Source organism: Aequorivita aurantiaca (genome assembly GCF_030410135.1).
Taxonomy (GTDB): domain Bacteria; phylum Bacteroidota; class Bacteroidia; order Flavobacteriales; family Flavobacteriaceae; genus Aequorivita; species Aequorivita aurantiaca.
Map to the genome: position 1 here is coordinate 163,694 of NZ_JAUGQQ010000004.1, position 17,227 is coordinate 180,920.

General features: G+C 40.3%; 21 protein-coding genes. 3 read left to right on the forward strand and 18 right to left on the reverse strand.

All coding sequences use genetic code 11. The features are described from left to right. Positions 1-7: 7 nt before the first annotated feature. From QRD02_RS08395 to QRD02_RS08475, 17 genes are all read right to left on the reverse strand, one after another. Positions 8-760, reverse strand: coding sequence for an enoyl-CoA hydratase/isomerase family protein (locus QRD02_RS08395; RefSeq protein WP_290254484.1), 753 nt, complete (start codon positions 758-760; stop codon positions 8-10). A 12-nt stretch (positions 761-772) separates the two neighbouring features. Continuing rightward, on the reverse strand, positions 773-3,271 hold the full coding sequence (gene paaZ, locus QRD02_RS08400) for a phenylacetic acid degradation bifunctional protein PaaZ (protein WP_290254485.1): 2,499 nt from the start codon (positions 3,269-3,271) through the stop codon (positions 773-775). A 6-nt stretch (positions 3,272-3,277) separates the two neighbouring features. After that, positions 3,278-3,610: a type II toxin-antitoxin system PemK/MazF family toxin gene (locus tag QRD02_RS08405; RefSeq protein WP_290254486.1), complete on the reverse strand. Its 333-nt coding sequence runs from the start codon at positions 3,608-3,610 to the stop codon at positions 3,278-3,280. Then, positions 3,607-3,852: a ribbon-helix-helix domain-containing protein gene (locus QRD02_RS08410; RefSeq protein ID WP_290254487.1), complete on the reverse strand. Its 246-nt coding sequence runs from the start codon at positions 3,850-3,852 to the stop codon at positions 3,607-3,609. The genes QRD02_RS08405 and QRD02_RS08410 overlap by 4 nt, the downstream gene beginning before the upstream one ends. A gap of 64 nt (positions 3,853-3,916) precedes the next feature. Next, positions 3,917-5,125 (reverse strand): 3-oxoadipyl-CoA thiolase, encoded by a 1,209-nt coding sequence (pcaF, locus tag QRD02_RS08415; protein ID WP_290254488.1) that lies wholly within the window; start codon positions 5,123-5,125, stop codon positions 3,917-3,919. Positions 5,126-5,202: 77 nt separating this feature from the next. Beyond that, positions 5,203-6,057 carry a KPN_02809 family neutral zinc metallopeptidase gene (gene ypfJ, locus QRD02_RS08420; RefSeq protein WP_290254489.1) on the reverse strand — a complete coding sequence of 285 codons (855 nt, stop codon included), beginning with the start codon at positions 6,055-6,057 and terminating at the stop codon, positions 5,203-5,205. A gap of 85 nt (positions 6,058-6,142) precedes the next feature. After that, positions 6,143-6,547, reverse strand: a complete 405-nt coding sequence (locus QRD02_RS08425; RefSeq protein ID WP_290254490.1) for a PaaI family thioesterase — start codon at positions 6,545-6,547, stop codon at positions 6,143-6,145. A 108-nt stretch (positions 6,548-6,655) separates the two neighbouring features. Then, positions 6,656-7,837, reverse strand: coding sequence for a 3-hydroxyacyl-CoA dehydrogenase NAD-binding domain-containing protein (locus tag QRD02_RS08430; protein WP_290254491.1), 1,182 nt, complete (start codon positions 7,835-7,837; stop codon positions 6,656-6,658). Between the two features lie 49 nt (positions 7,838-7,886). After that, positions 7,887-8,669 (reverse strand): enoyl-CoA hydratase-related protein, encoded by a 783-nt coding sequence (locus QRD02_RS08435; protein ID WP_290254492.1) that lies wholly within the window; start codon positions 8,667-8,669, stop codon positions 7,887-7,889. A 53-nt stretch (positions 8,670-8,722) separates the two neighbouring features. Further along, complete coding sequence (paaD, locus tag QRD02_RS08440; RefSeq protein ID WP_290254493.1) at positions 8,723-9,223, reverse strand: 1,2-phenylacetyl-CoA epoxidase subunit PaaD; 501 nt, start codon at positions 9,221-9,223, stop codon at positions 8,723-8,725. A gap of 21 nt (positions 9,224-9,244) precedes the next feature. Then, positions 9,245-9,652: a four helix bundle protein gene (locus QRD02_RS08445; protein WP_290254494.1), complete on the reverse strand. Its 408-nt coding sequence runs from the start codon at positions 9,650-9,652 to the stop codon at positions 9,245-9,247. A 3-nt stretch (positions 9,653-9,655) separates the two neighbouring features. Continuing rightward, positions 9,656-10,411 carry a 1,2-phenylacetyl-CoA epoxidase subunit PaaC gene (gene paaC, locus QRD02_RS08450; protein ID WP_290254495.1) on the reverse strand — a complete coding sequence of 252 codons (756 nt, stop codon included), beginning with the start codon at positions 10,409-10,411 and terminating at the stop codon, positions 9,656-9,658. A 13-nt stretch (positions 10,412-10,424) separates the two neighbouring features. After that, positions 10,425-10,799 carry a four helix bundle protein gene (locus QRD02_RS08455; protein ID WP_290254496.1) on the reverse strand — a complete coding sequence of 125 codons (375 nt, stop codon included), beginning with the start codon at positions 10,797-10,799 and terminating at the stop codon, positions 10,425-10,427. Between the two features lie 34 nt (positions 10,800-10,833). Then, entirely contained in the window at positions 10,834-11,124 is a 291-nt protein-coding gene (paaB, locus tag QRD02_RS08460; protein WP_290254497.1) for a 1,2-phenylacetyl-CoA epoxidase subunit PaaB, read from the reverse strand. 73 nt (positions 11,125-11,197) lie between these two features. Then, on the reverse strand, positions 11,198-12,154 hold the full coding sequence (paaA, locus tag QRD02_RS08465; RefSeq protein WP_290254498.1) for a 1,2-phenylacetyl-CoA epoxidase subunit PaaA: 957 nt from the start codon (positions 12,152-12,154) through the stop codon (positions 11,198-11,200). A 41-nt stretch (positions 12,155-12,195) separates the two neighbouring features. After that, on the reverse strand, positions 12,196-13,269 hold the full coding sequence (locus QRD02_RS08470) for a 2Fe-2S iron-sulfur cluster-binding protein (protein ID WP_290254499.1): 1,074 nt from the start codon (positions 13,267-13,269) through the stop codon (positions 12,196-12,198). 95 nt (positions 13,270-13,364) lie between these two features. Next, positions 13,365-13,934, reverse strand: coding sequence for a TetR/AcrR family transcriptional regulator (locus QRD02_RS08475; RefSeq protein ID WP_290254500.1), 570 nt, complete (start codon positions 13,932-13,934; stop codon positions 13,365-13,367). A 69-nt stretch (positions 13,935-14,003) separates the two neighbouring features. Between QRD02_RS08475 and QRD02_RS08480 the strand changes: the two genes are divergently transcribed. From QRD02_RS08480 to QRD02_RS08490, 3 genes are all read left to right on the forward strand, one after another. Continuing rightward, positions 14,004-15,845, forward strand: coding sequence for an aromatic amino acid hydroxylase (locus tag QRD02_RS08480; RefSeq protein ID WP_290254501.1), 1,842 nt, complete (start codon positions 14,004-14,006; stop codon positions 15,843-15,845). 11 nt (positions 15,846-15,856) lie between these two features. Beyond that, positions 15,857-16,162 carry a rhodanese-like domain-containing protein gene (locus tag QRD02_RS08485; protein ID WP_290254502.1) on the forward strand — a complete coding sequence of 102 codons (306 nt, stop codon included), beginning with the start codon at positions 15,857-15,859 and terminating at the stop codon, positions 16,160-16,162. A 110-nt stretch (positions 16,163-16,272) separates the two neighbouring features. Next, entirely contained in the window at positions 16,273-16,599 is a 327-nt protein-coding gene (locus QRD02_RS08490; protein ID WP_290254503.1) for a thermonuclease family protein, read from the forward strand. Here QRD02_RS08490 and QRD02_RS08495 read toward each other — a convergent pair. After that, complete coding sequence (locus QRD02_RS08495) at positions 16,594-17,208, reverse strand: DUF4230 domain-containing protein (RefSeq protein WP_290254504.1); 615 nt, start codon at positions 17,206-17,208, stop codon at positions 16,594-16,596. The genes QRD02_RS08490 and QRD02_RS08495 overlap by 6 nt on opposite strands. Between the last annotated feature and the right edge of the window lie 19 nt (positions 17,209-17,227).

Consider the following 17,227-nt stretch of genomic DNA (forward strand, 5'->3'; position numbering starts at 1 on the left):
CCAATAATTATTCAAACCTCTTCAAAGTGTTTTTAGTAAATTCTGAAAGTACTAATCTTCCGGAAATCACGGCACGTTCCGCAAGTAATTCATCCCAATTTTCTGTGCCGCTCCAAAATACTTTTTTCATTTCCTTCATCGCTTCGGGATTGTAATTGCACAGATTTTCAGCAAATTTTTGAACCGCTTCATCCAATTCCTCTAAAGAATCAAAAACCTGATTGTACAATCCTTTTTGGCGGGCCCATTCGGCTTCGTAAAAGGAATTTGCATCGATGGCTATTTGGCTCATAGCACTCAAACCCAATTTGCGTTCAACGGCGGGACCAACCACAAATGGGCCAATTCCCACATTTAATTCGCTTAATTTAATCGAAGCAAATTTTGTGGCCATACAATAATCTGTAGCCGAAGCAACCCCAACGCCACCACCAACGGTTTTTCCTTGAATTCTTCCGATGATGAATTTTGGGCATTTGCGCATTGCGTTTATAACGTTTGCGAATCCGCTGAAAAAAACCTTTCCGGTTTCGGCATCATTAATACTTATAAGTTCATTAAAGCTTGCACCGGCACAAAAAGTTCTGTCGCCGCCACTTTTCAGAATAATAACATTTACTTCGTCATTGTTACCAGCTTCAGTAATTGTATTTGCGAGTTTCGCCAACAAATCTCCCGGCAAACTATTGTGTGCTGGATGGAAGAATTCGATAGAGGCAATTTTGTTTTCGGTTTTTATGTTTACGTATGGTTGTTCCAAAATATTTTAAATTTAAATTATTCCAAACTGTTCAAAGTGATGGTTCAAATGCTTTCGCTCCAGTAAATACCACTCGTAGCGATTCATTTCGCCAAAAACCAGATTGTTCAATTTGGCATCGGGATTTTCTTTGAAATAGTTTTTATATGCTTCCCGTTCTTCCAGAAATTTCTCTTTCGCCGTTCCTAAATCGGGATGCTTCAGTTCATCTAAAGTATCTTTTTCCAATTGCGGAAAATTCGTGTTCCGCGGAAATTTATCGTAATTGTAAAGGCTCGCGTGTACTTTTTCCAAAATCTTTTCTGGCGTCGCAACATCAAAATCCTGAATTTTCCCCGAAGCAATTTTATAGGTATATTCCAAATGTTCCAACATATGTTGGGGCGTCATAATACCCCATTTCGGTTTGGAATCTTCGGATAATTTATTCAACGATTCCTGAATTTTTTCATCGGTCATTTCAACAAAGGTTTCTTGCTTCTTTTGAACCATGGTGAGAATTGTTGCCACTGCCACCAATTCGTCCTCCGCATCAAAAACCTCTACAAACCATTTTACGATTCCGCTGGGATGTTCAGCCGAAGCGACATCGCGATCTACTTTTTGCTTGCACGTTAACCGTACATAAATTGTATCGTTATGATATAGCGGACGCAAAAAACGACAGTCTTCCAAACCGTAATTGGCTGCAACCGGCCCTTTGTTGGGATAAACGAAAAGTCCCGCTGCCGCCGCGATGATAAAATATCCGTGAGCAGTGCGCTTTTCAAAAATATTTCCGTCGAGCGAGGTGATATCGGTATGTGCATAAAAATGATCCCACGTAAGATTTGCAAAACTTATAATATCTGAATCCGTTAACGTGCGCTTGTGTGTTTTTAGCGACATTCCGGGTTTTATATCTTCCCAGTGATATTTAAACGGATGCTGTTCTGCCTCTTTATATTTGGCATTTGCCTGATAAATTCCGGTGATTTCAGTTAAGGTAGTTGGCGAACCTTGAATTGCAGTTCGTTGCAAATAATGCTTTATGCCGCGAACGCCGCCCATTTCCTCACCGCCACCCGCACGTCCCGGACCGCCATGGACCAAACTTGGTAATGGCGAACCGTGGCCTGTACTTTCCTTTGCGCTTTCGCGGTTTAACACTAAAATGCGACCGTGATGCGAAGCTGCATTAATTACATATTCTTTTGCAATTTTATCGTCATTTGTAGCGATTGAAGAAACCAAAGATCCTTTCCCCATTTGCGCCAAAGTAATGGCCTCATCTAAATTTTTGTACGGCATAATTGTGCTCACCGGTCCAAATGCCTCAGTTTCGTGAACAGACAAGTTCTTAAACGGATTGTTTTCGCGAAGTAAAATGGGAGCCAAGAAAGCACCTTTTTTTGCATCGGCGCCAATTACTTCTATTTTATCTAAATCGCCATACACGATATTTGCAGTTTTTGACAATTTCTGCACGCGCTCCCGGACTTCTTTTACTTGGTCTAAACTTACCAATGAACCCATACGCACTTCCTTTAAACGCGGATCGCCGATGGTTACTTTTGAAAGGGCATTTCCGAGGGCAATTTGCACATCTTCAACTAAATTTTCAGGAACGATTACACGACGGATGGCGGTACATTTTTGGCCGCATTTTACCGTCATTTCATTTCGGACTTCTTTTATAAAAATATCGAATTCGGGAGTTCCGGGAACAGAATCTTCGCCCAAAACCGACGCGTTTAAACTATCGGCTTCCATTGTAAATGGCACGGCTTCTTCAATAATTCTTTTATGCGATTTCAGCATTCTTCCCGTCGTTGCAGAACCGGTAAAGGTTACCACATCCTGCGATTCAACGCTATCTAAGATAGTTCTAGCCGAACCTGTAATCAATTGCAAGGCGCCTTCGGGCAAAATTTTGGAAGCAATTATTTCACGAACTACGGCTTCAGTTAAAAAGGAAGTATTTGTAGCTGGTTTTACCACCGCTGGCACACCCGCCATCCAGTTTACCGCACATTTTTCCAACATTCCCCATACCGGGAAATTAAACGCATTTATATGAATGGCAACCCCACGTTTTGGTACCATTATATGATGCGCCATAAAACGACCGCCTCTTGACAAATCTATAGGATCGCCTTCAACGTGGTAGGATTGATTCGGAAATAATTTCCGAAGGGAAGCGTTTGCAAAAAGATTTCCGAAACCGCCTTCAATATCAATCCAACTATCAACTTTTGTGGCGCCGGTGCGGTAGCTTATTTCATAAAAATCGGCTTTCTTTTTCACCAAATGGAGGGCTAAGGATTTTAGCATATTGCCACGCTCCTGAAACGTCATTTTCCGAAGTACCTCTCCTCCTTTTGTTCTTCCATAATGCAGGATTTCGGCAAAATCAAGACCCTCGGTATCCGAAAGCGCAATGACTTCACCAGTAATGGCATCGTGCATCGGTACGCCTTCGCCACTTCCTTGAAGCCATTGTCCTGTTACGTAGTTATGTAGTTTTTTCATGGATAATCAATATTTTATTATTTTATCAAGTCCTTCTTTTACAAAATTAAAATCGGACTTTGAAATTGAGCCCATCTTTTTCAAAAATCGTTCTTTTGACAAGGAACGAATGTGAATTATCATAACTTCCGATGTTTTTGATAATCCATTATTGACAGATGGCTTCAAAATTAAATTGCCATGGTAGTTTTTTAGTTTCGAAGTTAGAGGACAAGCAATTAATGTTTTCAGATTAGAATTTGCCAAATTTCCAGATACGATTAAGGCAGGACGTTTTCCTGCCTGTTCACTTCCCAAGACTGGGTCAAAGAATACTTCCCAAATTTCACCTTGTTTCATTCGGCTTCCAAATCTTCTAACTGTTTGAAATAGTCCGCCATGCCTTCTTCGGCCAAAGCAAGTATATCAGGATCATTCGCCATTTTCCTATAGCTTTTCAAATATGCTGCCTTGTCCAATTGTTCCAAATAAATTTTAAGAGCTTTTTCTAAAATTTTGTTTTTAGGCATTTTAAGCTCTTTGGCCATTTTTGAAAGATCTTCGAGAAGATCGTCCGGTAAAGATGATGTGAATGTTGCCATAATATATTTATAAAACGTAAATATAAAACATATTTCAATTTAAAAAAAATTGAAAATCGAAAACTTATAGGTTTACATTCTCAATAATAGCAGCATAACCTTGCCCCACGCCTACGCACATTGTGATTAGCGCATATCTTTTATTTTGAAGTTGCAGTTCCAACGCTGCCGAATAGGCAAGTCGCGCACCAGTAACACCGAGTGGATGACCGATGGCGATAGATCCGCCGTTTGGATTGATACGAGGGTCATCATCTTTCAATCCCCATTCGCGAATGCACGCCAAAGCTTGGGAAGCAAAAGCTTCGTTCAATTCAATCACATCCATATCTTCCATTTTCAAACCTGCTTTTTCGAGTGCTTTATTGGAAGCCTCCACGGGACCAATGCCCATTATTCGCGGTTCTACGCCGACAACCGCTGAACTTACAATGCGCGCCATGGGCTTCAAATTATATTTTTTTACAGCCTCTTCTGAGGCAATTATGGTCGCGGCGGCGCCGTCATTCAAGCCTGAGGAATTTCCCGCGGTTACGCTCCCATCTTTTTTGAATGCCGGACGCAATTTGGCCAAAACTTCTTTTGTGGTTTCGGGACGTATAAATTCATCCTCAGAAAAAATTACAGCCTCGGCTTTGCGCTGTGGAATTTCAACCGGAACGATTTCCTTTTGAAAGCGCCCCATTTGTTGCGCTTTGTGCGCCTTCATTTGTGAATTGTAGGCAAACGCATCTTGGTCTTCCCGAGAAATATTGTGCTTTTCAACCAAATTTTCAGCGGTATTTCCCATTCCATCCGTACCGTACATTTCGGCCATTTTAGGATTTACGAAACGCCAGCCGAAACTGGAGTCGTACATTTTTGCATCGGTCCCGAAAGCGGAAGATGGTTTTGCAACAACGTATGGGCCGCGCGTCATATTTTCAACGCCACCCGAAATAAAAAGGTCGCCATCGCCAGCCTTTATCGCACGGTTAGCGTGAATGATTGCTGAAAGTCCGCTGCTGCAAAGTCGGTTTACGGTTTCACCGGGAACTGTTACCGGCAAACCTGCCAAAAGTGACGCCATTCGGGCCACGTTTCGGTTATCTTCACCTGCTTGGTTTGCGCAACCGAGAATTACATCGTCATACGCTTCTTTTGGGATGTTTGGATTCCGTTTTACAATTTCGGCAATTACCAAAGCCGCCAAATCATCTGTTCTAACAGCACTGAGCGTTCCTTGGTAACTGCCTATTGCTGTTCGAATTCCATCTATTATATATGCTTCCATAAAGGACTTTTATTATTAATTGATAATTTTTGACGTGAAAAATAATTCGAAAATCAAAAATCGTTAATCTGAAATCGTTAATTCAATAATTCTGAAAAGGTATCGCCTTGATTTATATCGCCGGTTTTATAACCTTTCATAAACCATTTCATGCGTTGTTCGGAGCTTCCGTGGGTAAAGCTGTCTGGCACCACATCGCCCTGTGTTCTTTTTTGAATGGCATCGTCACCCACGGCATTTGCTGCGCTCAGCGCTTCCTCAATATCACCTTCTTCCAGATATTCCTTGTTGTAATGCGCCCAAACCCCTGCATAAAAATCTGCTTGAAGTTCCAACGCAACGGAAAGTTGGTTGGCGGCGTTTCTATTTTGTTGTTGCAATTGTCGTACTTTTTGTGAAGTGCCAACCAAGGTTTGCACATGATGACCAATTTCGTGAGCGGTTACATAAGCAATCGCAAAATCGCCACCCTTTGCACCAAACCGGGTTTTTAATTCATCAAAAAAAGCCAAATCCATGTACACTTTTTGATCTGCGGGGCAGTAGAACGGTCCCGAGGCTGAACTTGCATTTCCACAGGCAGTGCTTACGGCATCTGTGAACAAAACCATTGTAGGTTCTGCATAATCCCCCAGATTGTTATCGGCAAAAATTTGGTTCCAAACATTTTCGGTATCTGCCAAAACAGTTCCCATAAAATTGCCCATTTCCTTTTCTTGGGCCGTTAGTTCACGTTGCTCCACGGTTTGTGATTGGCTGCCGCCCAATTGCTCTACAATTGGCGCCAATTGTTGTCCAGTTTCGCCGCCGAAAAACTGCAGGGTCAAAACAATAATTGCAATTACGCCACCGCCGGCGACTAGTTTTCCTTTGCCGCTCATCCCTCTGCGATCGTCAAGATTTCCGCTTTGTCTTCTGCCTTGCCATTTCATAATTTTCGGTATTAGTTATTTGTTAATGGTTATTTGTTTTAAATGAAATCGAAATTCAAATCGATTAAATTCATTTAATATTTCATCACTCCCAATCTTTTGAGGTTCTATAAACCACTCCTTTAAATAAAGCTACCAATTCATCGCCTCGTTTTACCTCAACAATATTAAAGCCCAATTTATTGACCACTTTTTCTATTACGGATTCGGCGGTTAAATAGTCGCCTTCGTTTAAAGCTTCAATATGATTTATGGATGTTTCAATGGAAACCGCATATTTTCCGTGGGTATTCGCGGCAAAGCCGAATGCGGTATCTGCCAAAGAATAGCTAATTCCGCCATGGGCATTGTTCATGCTATTGAGCATTTCCTTTCGGATCGTTAATCCAACTTTTACCCTTCCAACCTCACATTCTATAATTTCTATTCCCAACCAACTGCTAAACGCATCTTGACTTAACATTTTATGTGGTATTTTCTTACCTTCCATATTTTTATATGTGTTGTTGACCAGTATCAATTTCTTATTGACAAGCTAAAACCTACAAGGTAGCCTGCGGCAATACCTTGCAGGAAATCTCCCGTATTTCTCCATTGTTTAGTCAAAAAACCTACTACCTGAATTTTTCATTTTCCGCAACAAAGGCGAACAACGATAGCGGTCTTCGTGGTATTCATTGTAAAGTTCGTCCATTTTTTTAACGCACCAATCAATTCCCTTTTCATCTGCCCAGCCCAATAATCCCTTCGGATAATTTACGCCTTTTGTCATCGCGTTGTCAATATCTTCTGAGGAAGCAATGTTCCAAAAAAGAGCGTCGGCAGCTTCATTTATTAGCATTATAAGAATTCTTTCGAAAATCATGTCATTAGATATTTTTTCCTCGGAATTTAAACTCGATTGCAATCGAACTGACATTTGTCCATTTTCAGAGTAATCGTAATACCCTTTTCCACTTTTTCTTCCCAAATATCCAGCTTCGGCAAAACGCTTTTGGGTAAAAGAGGGTTTGTAGCGTGGATCGAAATAAAAAGCTTCGAAAACGGTTTCGGTTACTGTATAATTTACATCATTTCCGATGAAATCCATCAATTCAAATGGGCCCATTCGGAAGCCGCCGATTTCTTTCATCGCTTTATCTATTTCTGAAAACGATGCAATTCCTTCTTCATAAATGCGAAGTGCTTCTCCGTAGAAAGGGCGTGCAACTCTATTTACTATAAATCCGGGTGTATCTTTCGCTACGGCAACGGTTTTTCCCCAATCTTTAATAGTTTCCACTGAAAAATTCAGTGTTTCTTCGGAGGTTTGAATGGACGGAATTACCTCGACCAATTTCATCAATGGCGCAGGATTGAAAAAGTGTATCCCGATACAACGCTCCGGTTTTTGAAGGGATGAAGCGATTGACGCAATTGATAAAGAAGAAGTATTTGAGGCAATAATGCAATCATCGCTCACAAATTTTTCGAGTGTGGAGAAGACGTTCTTTTTGATATCGAGATTTTCAACAATCGCTTCAATCGTTAAGTCGGAATCTTTTAATTCCTTTAGTGAATTAACGTATTTTATATTAGTTTGAATTCGCTGTTTTTCTTCGGAATCGATTTTTCCTTTTTCAACCAAACGGTGCATTATTTTTTCCAAATCAGATTTGGCTTTTTCAAGTGCGGCAGTTTTGGTGTCGTATATTTTAACAACGCAGCCGGCTGTGGCAGCTACTTGCGCGATGCCCGCCCCCATTGTTCCAGCACCTATTATTCCAACTTTTTTAATCATTTTATTTATTTCATATATAAAACCCTTCGACTGCGCTCAGGGTGACAATTTACTTTCCTTTAAAATTTGGTTTCCGTTTGTTTACAAAAGCATCAACTCCTTCAGCGTAATCTTCACTCTGGGCGGATTCTATTTGCAATTTGCTTTCTAAATTTAATTGTTCTTCCAGCGAATTTTGCATGGAATTGTTTAGCAAGCGTTTCGTTAATCCCAATGCTTTGGTGGGCATATTCGCCAAAATAGAAGCGATATTATTCACCTCTTCCATAAAGTTTTCTGAAGGGACCACTTTGTAAACCATTCCAAGTTTTTCCGCCTCAATAGCCGAAATTTTATCGCCTAACATCATTAATGCCGAAGCCTTTTGAAAACCGATCAATCGCGGTAAAAAGAAGGTTCCCGCGCTGTCCGGCACCAAACCGATTTTACTGAATGCCTGAATAAAACTTGCGTTTTCCGAAGCAATTACAACATCGCAAGCTAAGGCAATATTTGCACCTGCTCCAGCCGCAACTCCATTGATTGCGCCAATAATTGGCTTTTCAATATTCCGAATTCTTTGAATAATGGGATTGTAATGTTCTTCGAGAATTTTCTTAAAACCTGGATTTAATTCGGGGGAAGTTACTTCCTTTAAATCCTGCCCTGCACAAAACGCTTTTCCGCTGCCGATGATAATTATAGCGCGGACTTCTGGATTTTTTTCACAATTGTCCAATTCATCTTGAAGCAACAGTGCCATTTCGCGATTGAAGCTGTTAAAAACTTGGGGGCGATTAAGGGTTAATCTAGCTACTTTATTTTCTATTTGGGTGGTTATGCTTTTATTCACTTTTTATAGATTTAATAAACCCTTCGACTGCGCTCAGGGTGACATTTAGAAATTTATTTCAAACATTTAAAATAATCAAATGGTTCGTGGCAATCGTCACATTTAAACAGTGCTTTACAGGCCGTTGAACCGAATTGACTCACTAAATGTGTGCTTGTACTTCCGCATTGTGGGCATTTTACCAATTTTTTATCGCCCAACAAAACATCTTTATCGTGCGTTTCGGAAAGCGGACGCGCAATACCGTATTCCTCCATTTTCTGAAGCCCTTCTTCACTAATCCAATCCGTGGACCACGCTGGGGAAAGTACCAATTCAACTTCTGTCCTTTTTCCAATTTCAGAAAAAGCAGCTTTTAAATCGTCTGCAATTACATCCATCGCTGGGCATCCGGAATAGGTTGGTGTAAGTTTTATTTGAACTATCCCATTCACTTCCACAGCTTCGCGAATTACACCCAAATCCAAAACTGAAAGCACAGGAATCTCAGGGTCTGAAACGGTTTTCAGAATTGGGATTAAATGTGATTCAATATTTAAATTTTCAACTAACAATTATCAATACTCAATTTTCAATTATTTTTTCGATTTCGCTGTTAGAATACTTTTTGAGAAAATGGCGATTAATTCCTCGCATTCTTTTAAACTTTTTTCTGCATTATCAATATCCCTTAAAAGATTGGCTCCATTTTGGATTTTGAGATTTACTCTCGATTCTTTCAGTTCTTTTAAGACAATTCCCATTTTGTGAATAAAATCTTTCGCAGATTCTGCACCTTGAACCTCTCCATAATTTAAAGCTGCGCCAGTTGAAGATCTTATTAGCTGTTTTGATAAATGATCCAATGCATAGTTATATTCAAGTTTCTTAAAGAGATTAATACAAAGAATTGCAAAATCAATTAATCTATCCTCCAAATCAAATTTTCTTTCCACACTATTTTTGTATTGAAAATTGTTAATTGTTAATTGAATATTGAGCATTTATTACCAAGTCATATTCGGATATGTGCGCTGCATATATTGCAAATCGGCCAAAATATAGCCCATGTGCTCCGTGTGAACGCCTTCTTTTCCGCCTTTGGTGAAATATTTATTTTCGGGAATTGCGAGTGTTGCTTCATTTAAAATTTCGGAAACCTCTTCGTAATATTTTTCTTTAAAAGTGGAAACATCTACGCCAACTCCATTCTTAGCCATTTCGGTTTCTGCTTCTGTCATAAAAAAAAGTTCATCCGTAAATCGCCACAGATCGTCAATTGCTTCCTGCATCTTTTGATTGCTCTCTTCAGTTCCGTCGCCTAAGCGTTTCACCCAATCCGATGAAAATCGTTTGTGGTAACTTACTTCTTTAATACTTTTTTTAGCAATTGCGGCCAAAGTTTCGTCTGGGCTATTCTGAAGTTTTTCCAATAACATAAAATGGTAAACATCAAACAGGAATTGGCGACCAATTACATATCCAAAGTGTGTATTGGGCTGTTCAACGAGCAAGCAATTTCTGTATTCGCGTTCAATTCGGAGGAAGGCGATATCATCTTCTGTTTTTCTGTCGCCAGTTAACTTTGCTGCATATTGATAGTAACTTCGCGTTTGCCCCAATAAATCCAACGAAATATTAGTAAGTGCAATATCGGTTTCCAAATTTGGGCCGTGACCGCAAAGTTCGCCCAATCGCTGTGCGAGGATTAGGGAATTGTCGGCGATTGTTAGGATGAAATTAAAATTAAAGGAATTAGGCATTTGGGATTAGGGATTAGTGGTTTCGTTCTTGAATTTTTTTTCTAAGCGAGGAAAGCATTTTTGTTAATTCAGATAAATACATTCTGTTTTCCTCGTCTTCTTTCTGAGAAATGTAGTTTCTTCTTTTGGATTTTGTACTGCAAGAGACACATTCATTACAACTATAAATTGAATAGTTAATATGTTTGATAAATTGCGCGTCACTTCCTGGATATCCTTCTGAAATATTTAGCGCAATTGAATCGGCCGCCCTTCTAAACTGTGAAGAAAGTGCGTATAATTCATGATTAGGAAATTTCATTACTAACGTATTTATAATCTCTCCGAAATCCATGGCTTTTTGATAGACTTGTAAACCTTCAAATTTAAAATGATAGTTACTTTTCATACTATTTCCTAATGCCAAATTCCTAATGCCTCAATTACATATGCTTCACCTCATCCGGTAAATCATAAAAAGTGGGATGTCGGTAAATTTTATCCTGTGCGGGCTCAAACATTTCGCCATTGTGTTCGGGGTTTGATGCTGTAATATTTTTGCTTTCCACCACCCAAATACTTACGCCTTCATTTCTGCGGGTATAAACATCGCGGGCGTTTTCCATTGCCATTTCCGCATCGGCAGCATGAAGGCTTCCGAAGTGTCGATGCTCCAATCCGTTTTTACTGCGGACAAATATTTCCCAAAGGGGCCAGTTTTTCTTTTCAGACATTAGATATTAAATTTGGGATGTTAGACTTCAGATTTTAAACGCTTTTTCTCACGTCTCACGTCTCACATCTATTTTAACTTGCTTTCGCTACTTTTCTTTTTTCATTTTTTTCGGCGTATGCCATTGCTGCGTCGCGTACCCATTCGCCGTTGTTCCATGCACTCACACGGGCGTTCATTCTTTCTTTATTGCAGGGCCCGTGGCCTTTTACTACTTGCCAGAATTCATCCCAATCAATTTCGCCAAAGTCGTAATGGCCCGTTTCTTCGTTCCATTTCAAATCTGGATCGGGAACTTTGATTCCCAAAAGATCCGCCTGCGGCACGGTTTGGTCAATAAATTGTTGGCGCAACTCGTCGTTACTTTTTCGTTTCAGTTTCCATTTCATGGATTGCTCCGTGTGAATCGATTCCGCATCGGTTGGGCCCAACATCATTAAACTCGGCCACCACCAACGGTTTAGCGCATCCTGCGCCATTGCCTTTTGCTCTTCGGTTCCGCGGCAAAGCGTTAACATTATTTCAAAACCTTGACGTTGATGAAAACTTTCTTCTTTACAAACTCGAACCATCGCTCGCGCATACGGTCCAAAGGAAGTATTGCAAAGCGGCACTTGGTTTATAATCGCTGCGCCATCAACAAGCCAGCCAATCGCACCCATATCTGCCCAAGTGATGGTGGGATAGTTGAAAATAGAAGAATATTTCGCCTTTCCGGAATGTAATTGCTCGTACAATTCGTCACGGGAAATCCCCAAGGTTTCGCAAGCCGAATATAAATACAATCCGTGGCCGGCTTCATCCTGCACTTTTGCCAATAATGCTGCTTTTCTTCGTAATGAAGGCGCACGGGTAATCCAATTTCCTTCGGGAAGCATCCCAATAATTTCGGAATGGGCGTGCTGACTCATCTGCCGAATGTGGGTTTGGCGGTATTTCTCCGGCATCCAATCCTTCGGTTCTATTTTTTCATCGCGCGCAATGCGGGCTTCGAAAATTTCTTCTAAATTTTTTACTTCCTTTTCACTCATCTTTTTATGCTTTAAGCTTTAGGCATTAAGCCGTAAGCTAGTTATACATCAAAATCTACTTTTACTTTATCTGAAGTTGGCACAGCTTGGCAACTCAACACCAAATTTTGTGAGACTTCTTTATCACTCAATGCGTAATTTATTTTCATTTCAACATTGCCTTCCAAAATTTCACATTTGCAGGTGCTGCAAACCCCACCCTTGCAGGCAAATGGCAAATCTGCACCCGCTGCCAAAGCCGCATCGAGTATATTGTCAAAATCCTTTGTCATTGTGAATTGAAATTCCTTTCCACCATCCACAATGGTCACTTCAACGCCTTCAACATTCTGCTGCGCCAATCGTTCGGCGCGTTTTTTATCTTCTTCGGTCAGGCCTGTCACGAACAATTCAAAATGAATCAGTTCTTTCGGCAAACCTGCTTCAATTAAATAGTTGCTCACATAATGCACCATTTCCTCGGGACCGCACAAAAACACTTCGCTTGTATCGGGAATGTCGATGAAATTTTTGGTCAACACTTTCATCTTTTCATCATCAAACCTACCGTTGAAAAGTTCGATATCACGGCGCTCTTTCGTCAGAAAATAATAAATCTCCAATCTTCCAAAGTATGCATTCCGAAGCTGTTCCAAAGCTTCTTTAAAGATAATGGATTTCGCGGTTCTATTGGCATAAAACAATTTGCAAGTTGCATTCGGCTCCAATGCCAAATGGGTTTTGATCATTGATAGCACAGGCGTAATTCCACTTCCCGCGGCGAAAAAGAGATAGTTTTTTGCTTTCCCGGGTTGGATATCCACACCGAACATTCCGCTGGGTTCCATTATTTCCAGGGTATCACCCGCCTTCAATTTTGAATTTACAAAAGTTGAAAACGCACCTCCCGGAATTGTTTTTACGGCAACTTGCCATTGTTTTTCCACGGGGCTGGAACACAAACTGTAGCTTCGGCGGGTGTCCTCGCCATCAATATCAGCTTTCAAGGTTAAATGCTGACCTTGGCGGAAATTGAATTCATCCGCCAATTCTTCGGGAACATCAAAGGTTAATACCGAACAGTCGTCGGTTTCTTTGTGAACATCCTTTACTTTTATTCTATGAAATTTCGCCACGTATTTTTGTCGAATTAGGTTAACAAAACTAACGCTTGTTAGTTAGAAATGCAAGGTCCACCCACAAATCCCCTCCAAAAAAGGAAGCGACTTTATTAAATAAGTCCTTTAATTAGTACCGCCACCATATCCCTTTTTAAAATGTTCATATCCAATTTCCCTCTTTTTTGATACCATAAATAAAGCGTTCGCAAGGTGGAAAGTATTGAAAAAAGGATTACTTCGGGATGATGGGCTTTTATTTCACCCATCTCAATTCCTTGTTTTATAATTTTCCTAAAATTCTCTTCATAATCTTCCCGCATTTTTACAAAAGCCGATAAATTTGATTTTTCCAAATGCATCCAATCGTTGTTCAAAGCAGCAAGCGCTTCGGAATAATTCACCGTAATATCTATGTGCATTTCGATTACTTTTTCCACTTTTTCAATTGCAGAAATTTTCTCTGAAACCACGTTTTCCATTCCCACGGTGAATTCCTCCGCGACTTTTAAAATAATTTCGGAAAGTATTTCCTGCTTGCCATTAATGTGATTGTAAAGGCTCGCAGCCTTTATATCCATTGCCGTGGCGATGTCTCGCATTGACACCGTTTTGTATCCTTTTTCATAAAAAAGACGGGAAGCTACTTGTATTATTTCTTCTTTTCGGGAGATTGTTTTCATTGTTGCTGCAAGATAGGAATTTTAGTTTTCAAGACTTATTTTAAAAGCAAAAGACAGTACTTTTGAACTATGGAAAATAAAATTGAAACCAATGAATTGTTGGACCGGTTGCCGCCGCATTTGAAACAGTACATAAAGCCGCAAAATTATGAGCAATACACGCCCATAAACCAAGCTGTGTGGCGTTATGTGATGCGAAAAAATGTGGATTATCTGGCAAAGGTTGCCCACGAAAGTTATTTGGGCGGACTCCGAAAAACCGGGATTTCCATTGATGAAATCCCTACAATGTACGGGATGAACCGTATTTTGAAGGAGATTGGTTGGGCCGCGGTCGCGGTGGATGGATTTATTCCGCCGAATGCTTTTATGGAATTTCAGGCGTATAAAGTGCTTGTAATTGCCAGCGATATTCGCCAACTTGAAAACATAGAATACACCCCAGCGCCCGATATTATTCACGAAGGCGCGGGCCACGCGCCAATTATTGCCAGTCCGGATTATGCGGAATATTTACGCCGTTTTGGGGAAATTGGCGCAAAAGCAATTTCCAGCGCGCACGATATTGAAATGTACGAAGCTGTTCGCGAGCTTTCAATTTTAAAGGAAAGCCCACCCCCCAGCCCCCTTCCAAAGGAAGGAGGAGCATTAACTCCTGCGCAAAAGGAATATTTGCAAAATATCGAAAATGCGGAATTGCGGGTTGAAAAACTGCAAAATAAAAAAGTAAAACCCTCAGAGATTTCATTGATTCGAAATTTGCATTGGTGGACCGTGGAATACGGAATGGTTGGAACTGTTGAAAATCCGAAGATTTATGGCGCTGGACTGCTTTCTTCCATTGGCGAGAGCGTTTGGTGTATGAAAGATGAAGTGAAGAAAATTCCTTATTCCATTGACGCTGCCTACCAAGATTTCGACATTACGAAACCTCAGCCACAACTTTATGTTACGCCAGATTTTGCGTATTTACAGGAAGTTTTGGAAGAATTCGCAAACACGATGGCCGTGCGGAAAGGCGGTTGGCGCGGCTTGAAAAAGTTGATAAAATCGAAACAGCTCGGTACGATTGAAATTAGCACCGGACTTCAAATTAGCGGGCATTTTTCACGAATGATAAAAAATGTCGATAACGAAGTTGTGTATTTTGAAACCGAGGGCGAAACCGCACTTTCGTACCGAGAAAAGGAAGTGATTGGCCACGGAATACTTCGGCATAAAAAAGGGTTTCGTTCACCTTTGGGAAAACTGAAAGGAATTAATCTCTCCATTGAAAATATGGGTCCGCGTGATTTGCAGGCTTATAATTTTTACGACGGAAAACCCATTGCTTTTGAATTCGAAAGCGGCATAACCGTAAAAGGTTTGAACGTTACCGGAATGCGAAATCTTCGTGGCGAATTGATGTTGATTCAATTTACGGACTGCACCGTAAAATATAAAAATGAAGTATTGTTTTCCCCAGAAATGGGCGATTTTGATATGGCCGTGGGCAAGGAAATTGTTTCAGCTTTTGCCGGGGCGGCAGATTATAATTCCTTTGATTTGGTAAACCATATTTCTTCAAGTGAAACTATTAGAGTGGAACTTTCGGACACGGAAAAGGAATTGAACACACTTTATAATTTGGTCCGTGAAATGCGAAATTCAAGAGAATTTAATACGGAAAAACTAAAATCCATTTTCTATGTTTTAGCTGAAAAACATAGAAATGATTGGCTGCTTCCGCTGGAAATACTTGAATTGGTTTTTGAAAATGAGTCCAATTTTTCAGAAGAAGTGCGAGAATATCTTTTAAATATGAAAAAAATAAGACCTAAAGTGGCACATTTGATTGAGGGCGGATTGGAGCTAATTGGAGATCAAACCATTATGCGAAAGCCGTTTCGGAATAAATCGTTAACCACTTAAATAATAAACCAATGGGATTTTTTGATTTTTTATTCGGAAATAAAACGCGGAAAATCGAGGATTTTAGAAATCGAGGAGCCGTTATTGTCGATGTTCGCAGTAAAGGCGAATATGAAAGTGGAGCAATTCCAGGGTCCAAGAATATTCCGCTTCAAAATATTTCTTCAAAAATGGGGGAAATAAAAAGTTGGGACAAGCCCGTTATTACTTGTTGTGCCAGCGGAATGCGCAGCGCGAGCGCAGCCGGAATTCTCAGAACCAATGGAGTGGAAGCTATGAACGGTGGCGGCTGGTTCAGCTTAAGCCAAAAACTTTAACTCTTCCCCAATACCTCCATTTAAAGGACGAAAGAATTTTATCCCTTTTTCAAAGTATTGAATTTCAGTTTTTTGTAGCTTTATAAAATACTAATCAAAAATTTGAAATTATGTATCAATACAAAGCAAAAATTATTGGAGTTTACGACGGCGACACCGTAACCGCAATGGTAGATTTAGGATTTTTCCATTTTCAGCAAATGGTGTTTCGTCTCTATGGTATAAACACACCCGAAATTCGAGGCGAGCAGCGGGAACAGGGATTAATCGTTCGCGATATTCTGCGGGCAATGATTCTCGATAAAGATGTGATTATTAATTCCTATAAAGACAAACAGGAAAAATACGGCAGATATCTAGCAAACATCGTTATTGATGGAGTGGACGTGAACCATTGGCTAGTGCAGAATGGCCATGCCGAGGAATATATGCTATAGTTTCAATTTCTGTAAATCGGTTTCATCTTCGATTATTTTCGAATTATATTGCAACTTCCAGCCCATGGAATTGGTCAAAATATAAATTTTCTGTAGTTCGGAAATAAGCCTGTTTTCGGCATTGGTGCGCAATTCAGATGCTTCAATTTTCTTGCGGAGCGATTTCTCTATTCGGCTTTTAATTTTGTTATAATCCGAAGCCGTAAACTGGTTCAGATAATCCTGAGTGACATCATAATACTGAATATTAGGGTTGATGGAAAGCTCAGGCTCAGGGATTTTAGTAAGGGTAACGGTGCGCGTGTTTTCGTCCACAATTTTTTCAACCTTGCTTAAGTCGTACGCAATCGTGGCCTTCGCATTTACTACGACCAACGCCCTTTTTCTCGCATCAAAAAGACCGTACATTAAATTTTTGCTATCGCTATAACTGAAAACCTGGGCATAACTTCCTTCGGTGACAATCAATTTGCCCACGTTTTTCAATTCCTTTTGAATGAGGGCCGTATTTGCTTCAAGAATTTCACGGTTTTCTTTTTTGTTTTCACAATATCTTAGGCTGAAAACAATTACGAAGGCAATTACAATTCCGAGGAAGATGTTTCTCATGGCAGCAATTTTTAGGTGA

Excerpts from the sequence above, each read along its gene's own strand:
- paaZ (WP_290254485.1), bottom strand. The coding sequence starts at position 3,271 with ATGAAAAAACTACATAACTACGTAACAGGACAATGGCTTCAAGGAAGT.
- QRD02_RS08405 (WP_290254486.1), bottom strand. The coding sequence starts at position 3,610 with ATGAAACAAGGTGAAATTTGGGAAGTATTCTTTGACCCAGTCTTGGGA.
- QRD02_RS08410 (WP_290254487.1), bottom strand. The coding sequence starts at position 3,852 with ATGGCAACATTCACATCATCTTTACCGGACGATCTTCTCGAAGATCTT.
- pcaF (WP_290254488.1), bottom strand. The coding sequence starts at position 5,125 with ATGGAAGCATATATAATAGATGGAATTCGAACAGCAATAGGCAGTTAC.
- ypfJ (WP_290254489.1), bottom strand. The coding sequence starts at position 6,057 with ATGAAATGGCAAGGCAGAAGACAAAGCGGAAATCTTGACGATCGCAGA.
- QRD02_RS08425 (WP_290254490.1), bottom strand. The coding sequence starts at position 6,547 with ATGGAAGGTAAGAAAATACCACATAAAATGTTAAGTCAAGATGCGTTT.
- QRD02_RS08430 (WP_290254491.1), bottom strand. The coding sequence starts at position 7,837 with ATGATTAAAAAAGTTGGAATAATAGGTGCTGGAACAATGGGGGCGGGC.
- QRD02_RS08445 (WP_290254494.1), bottom strand. The coding sequence starts at position 9,652 with ATGCTCAATATTCAATTAACAATTAACAATTTTCAATACAAAAATAGT.
- paaC (WP_290254495.1), bottom strand. The coding sequence starts at position 10,411 with ATGCCTAATTCCTTTAATTTTAATTTCATCCTAACAATCGCCGACAAT.
- QRD02_RS08455 (WP_290254496.1), bottom strand. The coding sequence starts at position 10,799 with ATGAAAAGTAACTATCATTTTAAATTTGAAGGTTTACAAGTCTATCAA.
- paaB (WP_290254497.1), bottom strand. The coding sequence starts at position 11,124 with ATGTCTGAAAAGAAAAACTGGCCCCTTTGGGAAATATTTGTCCGCAGT.
- paaA (WP_290254498.1), bottom strand. The coding sequence starts at position 12,154 with ATGAGTGAAAAGGAAGTAAAAAATTTAGAAGAAATTTTCGAAGCCCGC.
- QRD02_RS08475 (WP_290254500.1), bottom strand. The coding sequence starts at position 13,934 with ATGAAAACAATCTCCCGAAAAGAAGAAATAATACAAGTAGCTTCCCGT.
- QRD02_RS08480 (WP_290254501.1), top strand. The coding sequence starts at position 14,004 with ATGGAAAATAAAATTGAAACCAATGAATTGTTGGACCGGTTGCCGCCG.
- QRD02_RS08485 (WP_290254502.1), top strand. The coding sequence starts at position 15,857 with ATGGGATTTTTTGATTTTTTATTCGGAAATAAAACGCGGAAAATCGAG.
- QRD02_RS08490 (WP_290254503.1), top strand. The coding sequence starts at position 16,273 with ATGTATCAATACAAAGCAAAAATTATTGGAGTTTACGACGGCGACACC.
- QRD02_RS08495 (WP_290254504.1), bottom strand. The coding sequence starts at position 17,208 with ATGAGAAACATCTTCCTCGGAATTGTAATTGCCTTCGTAATTGTTTTC.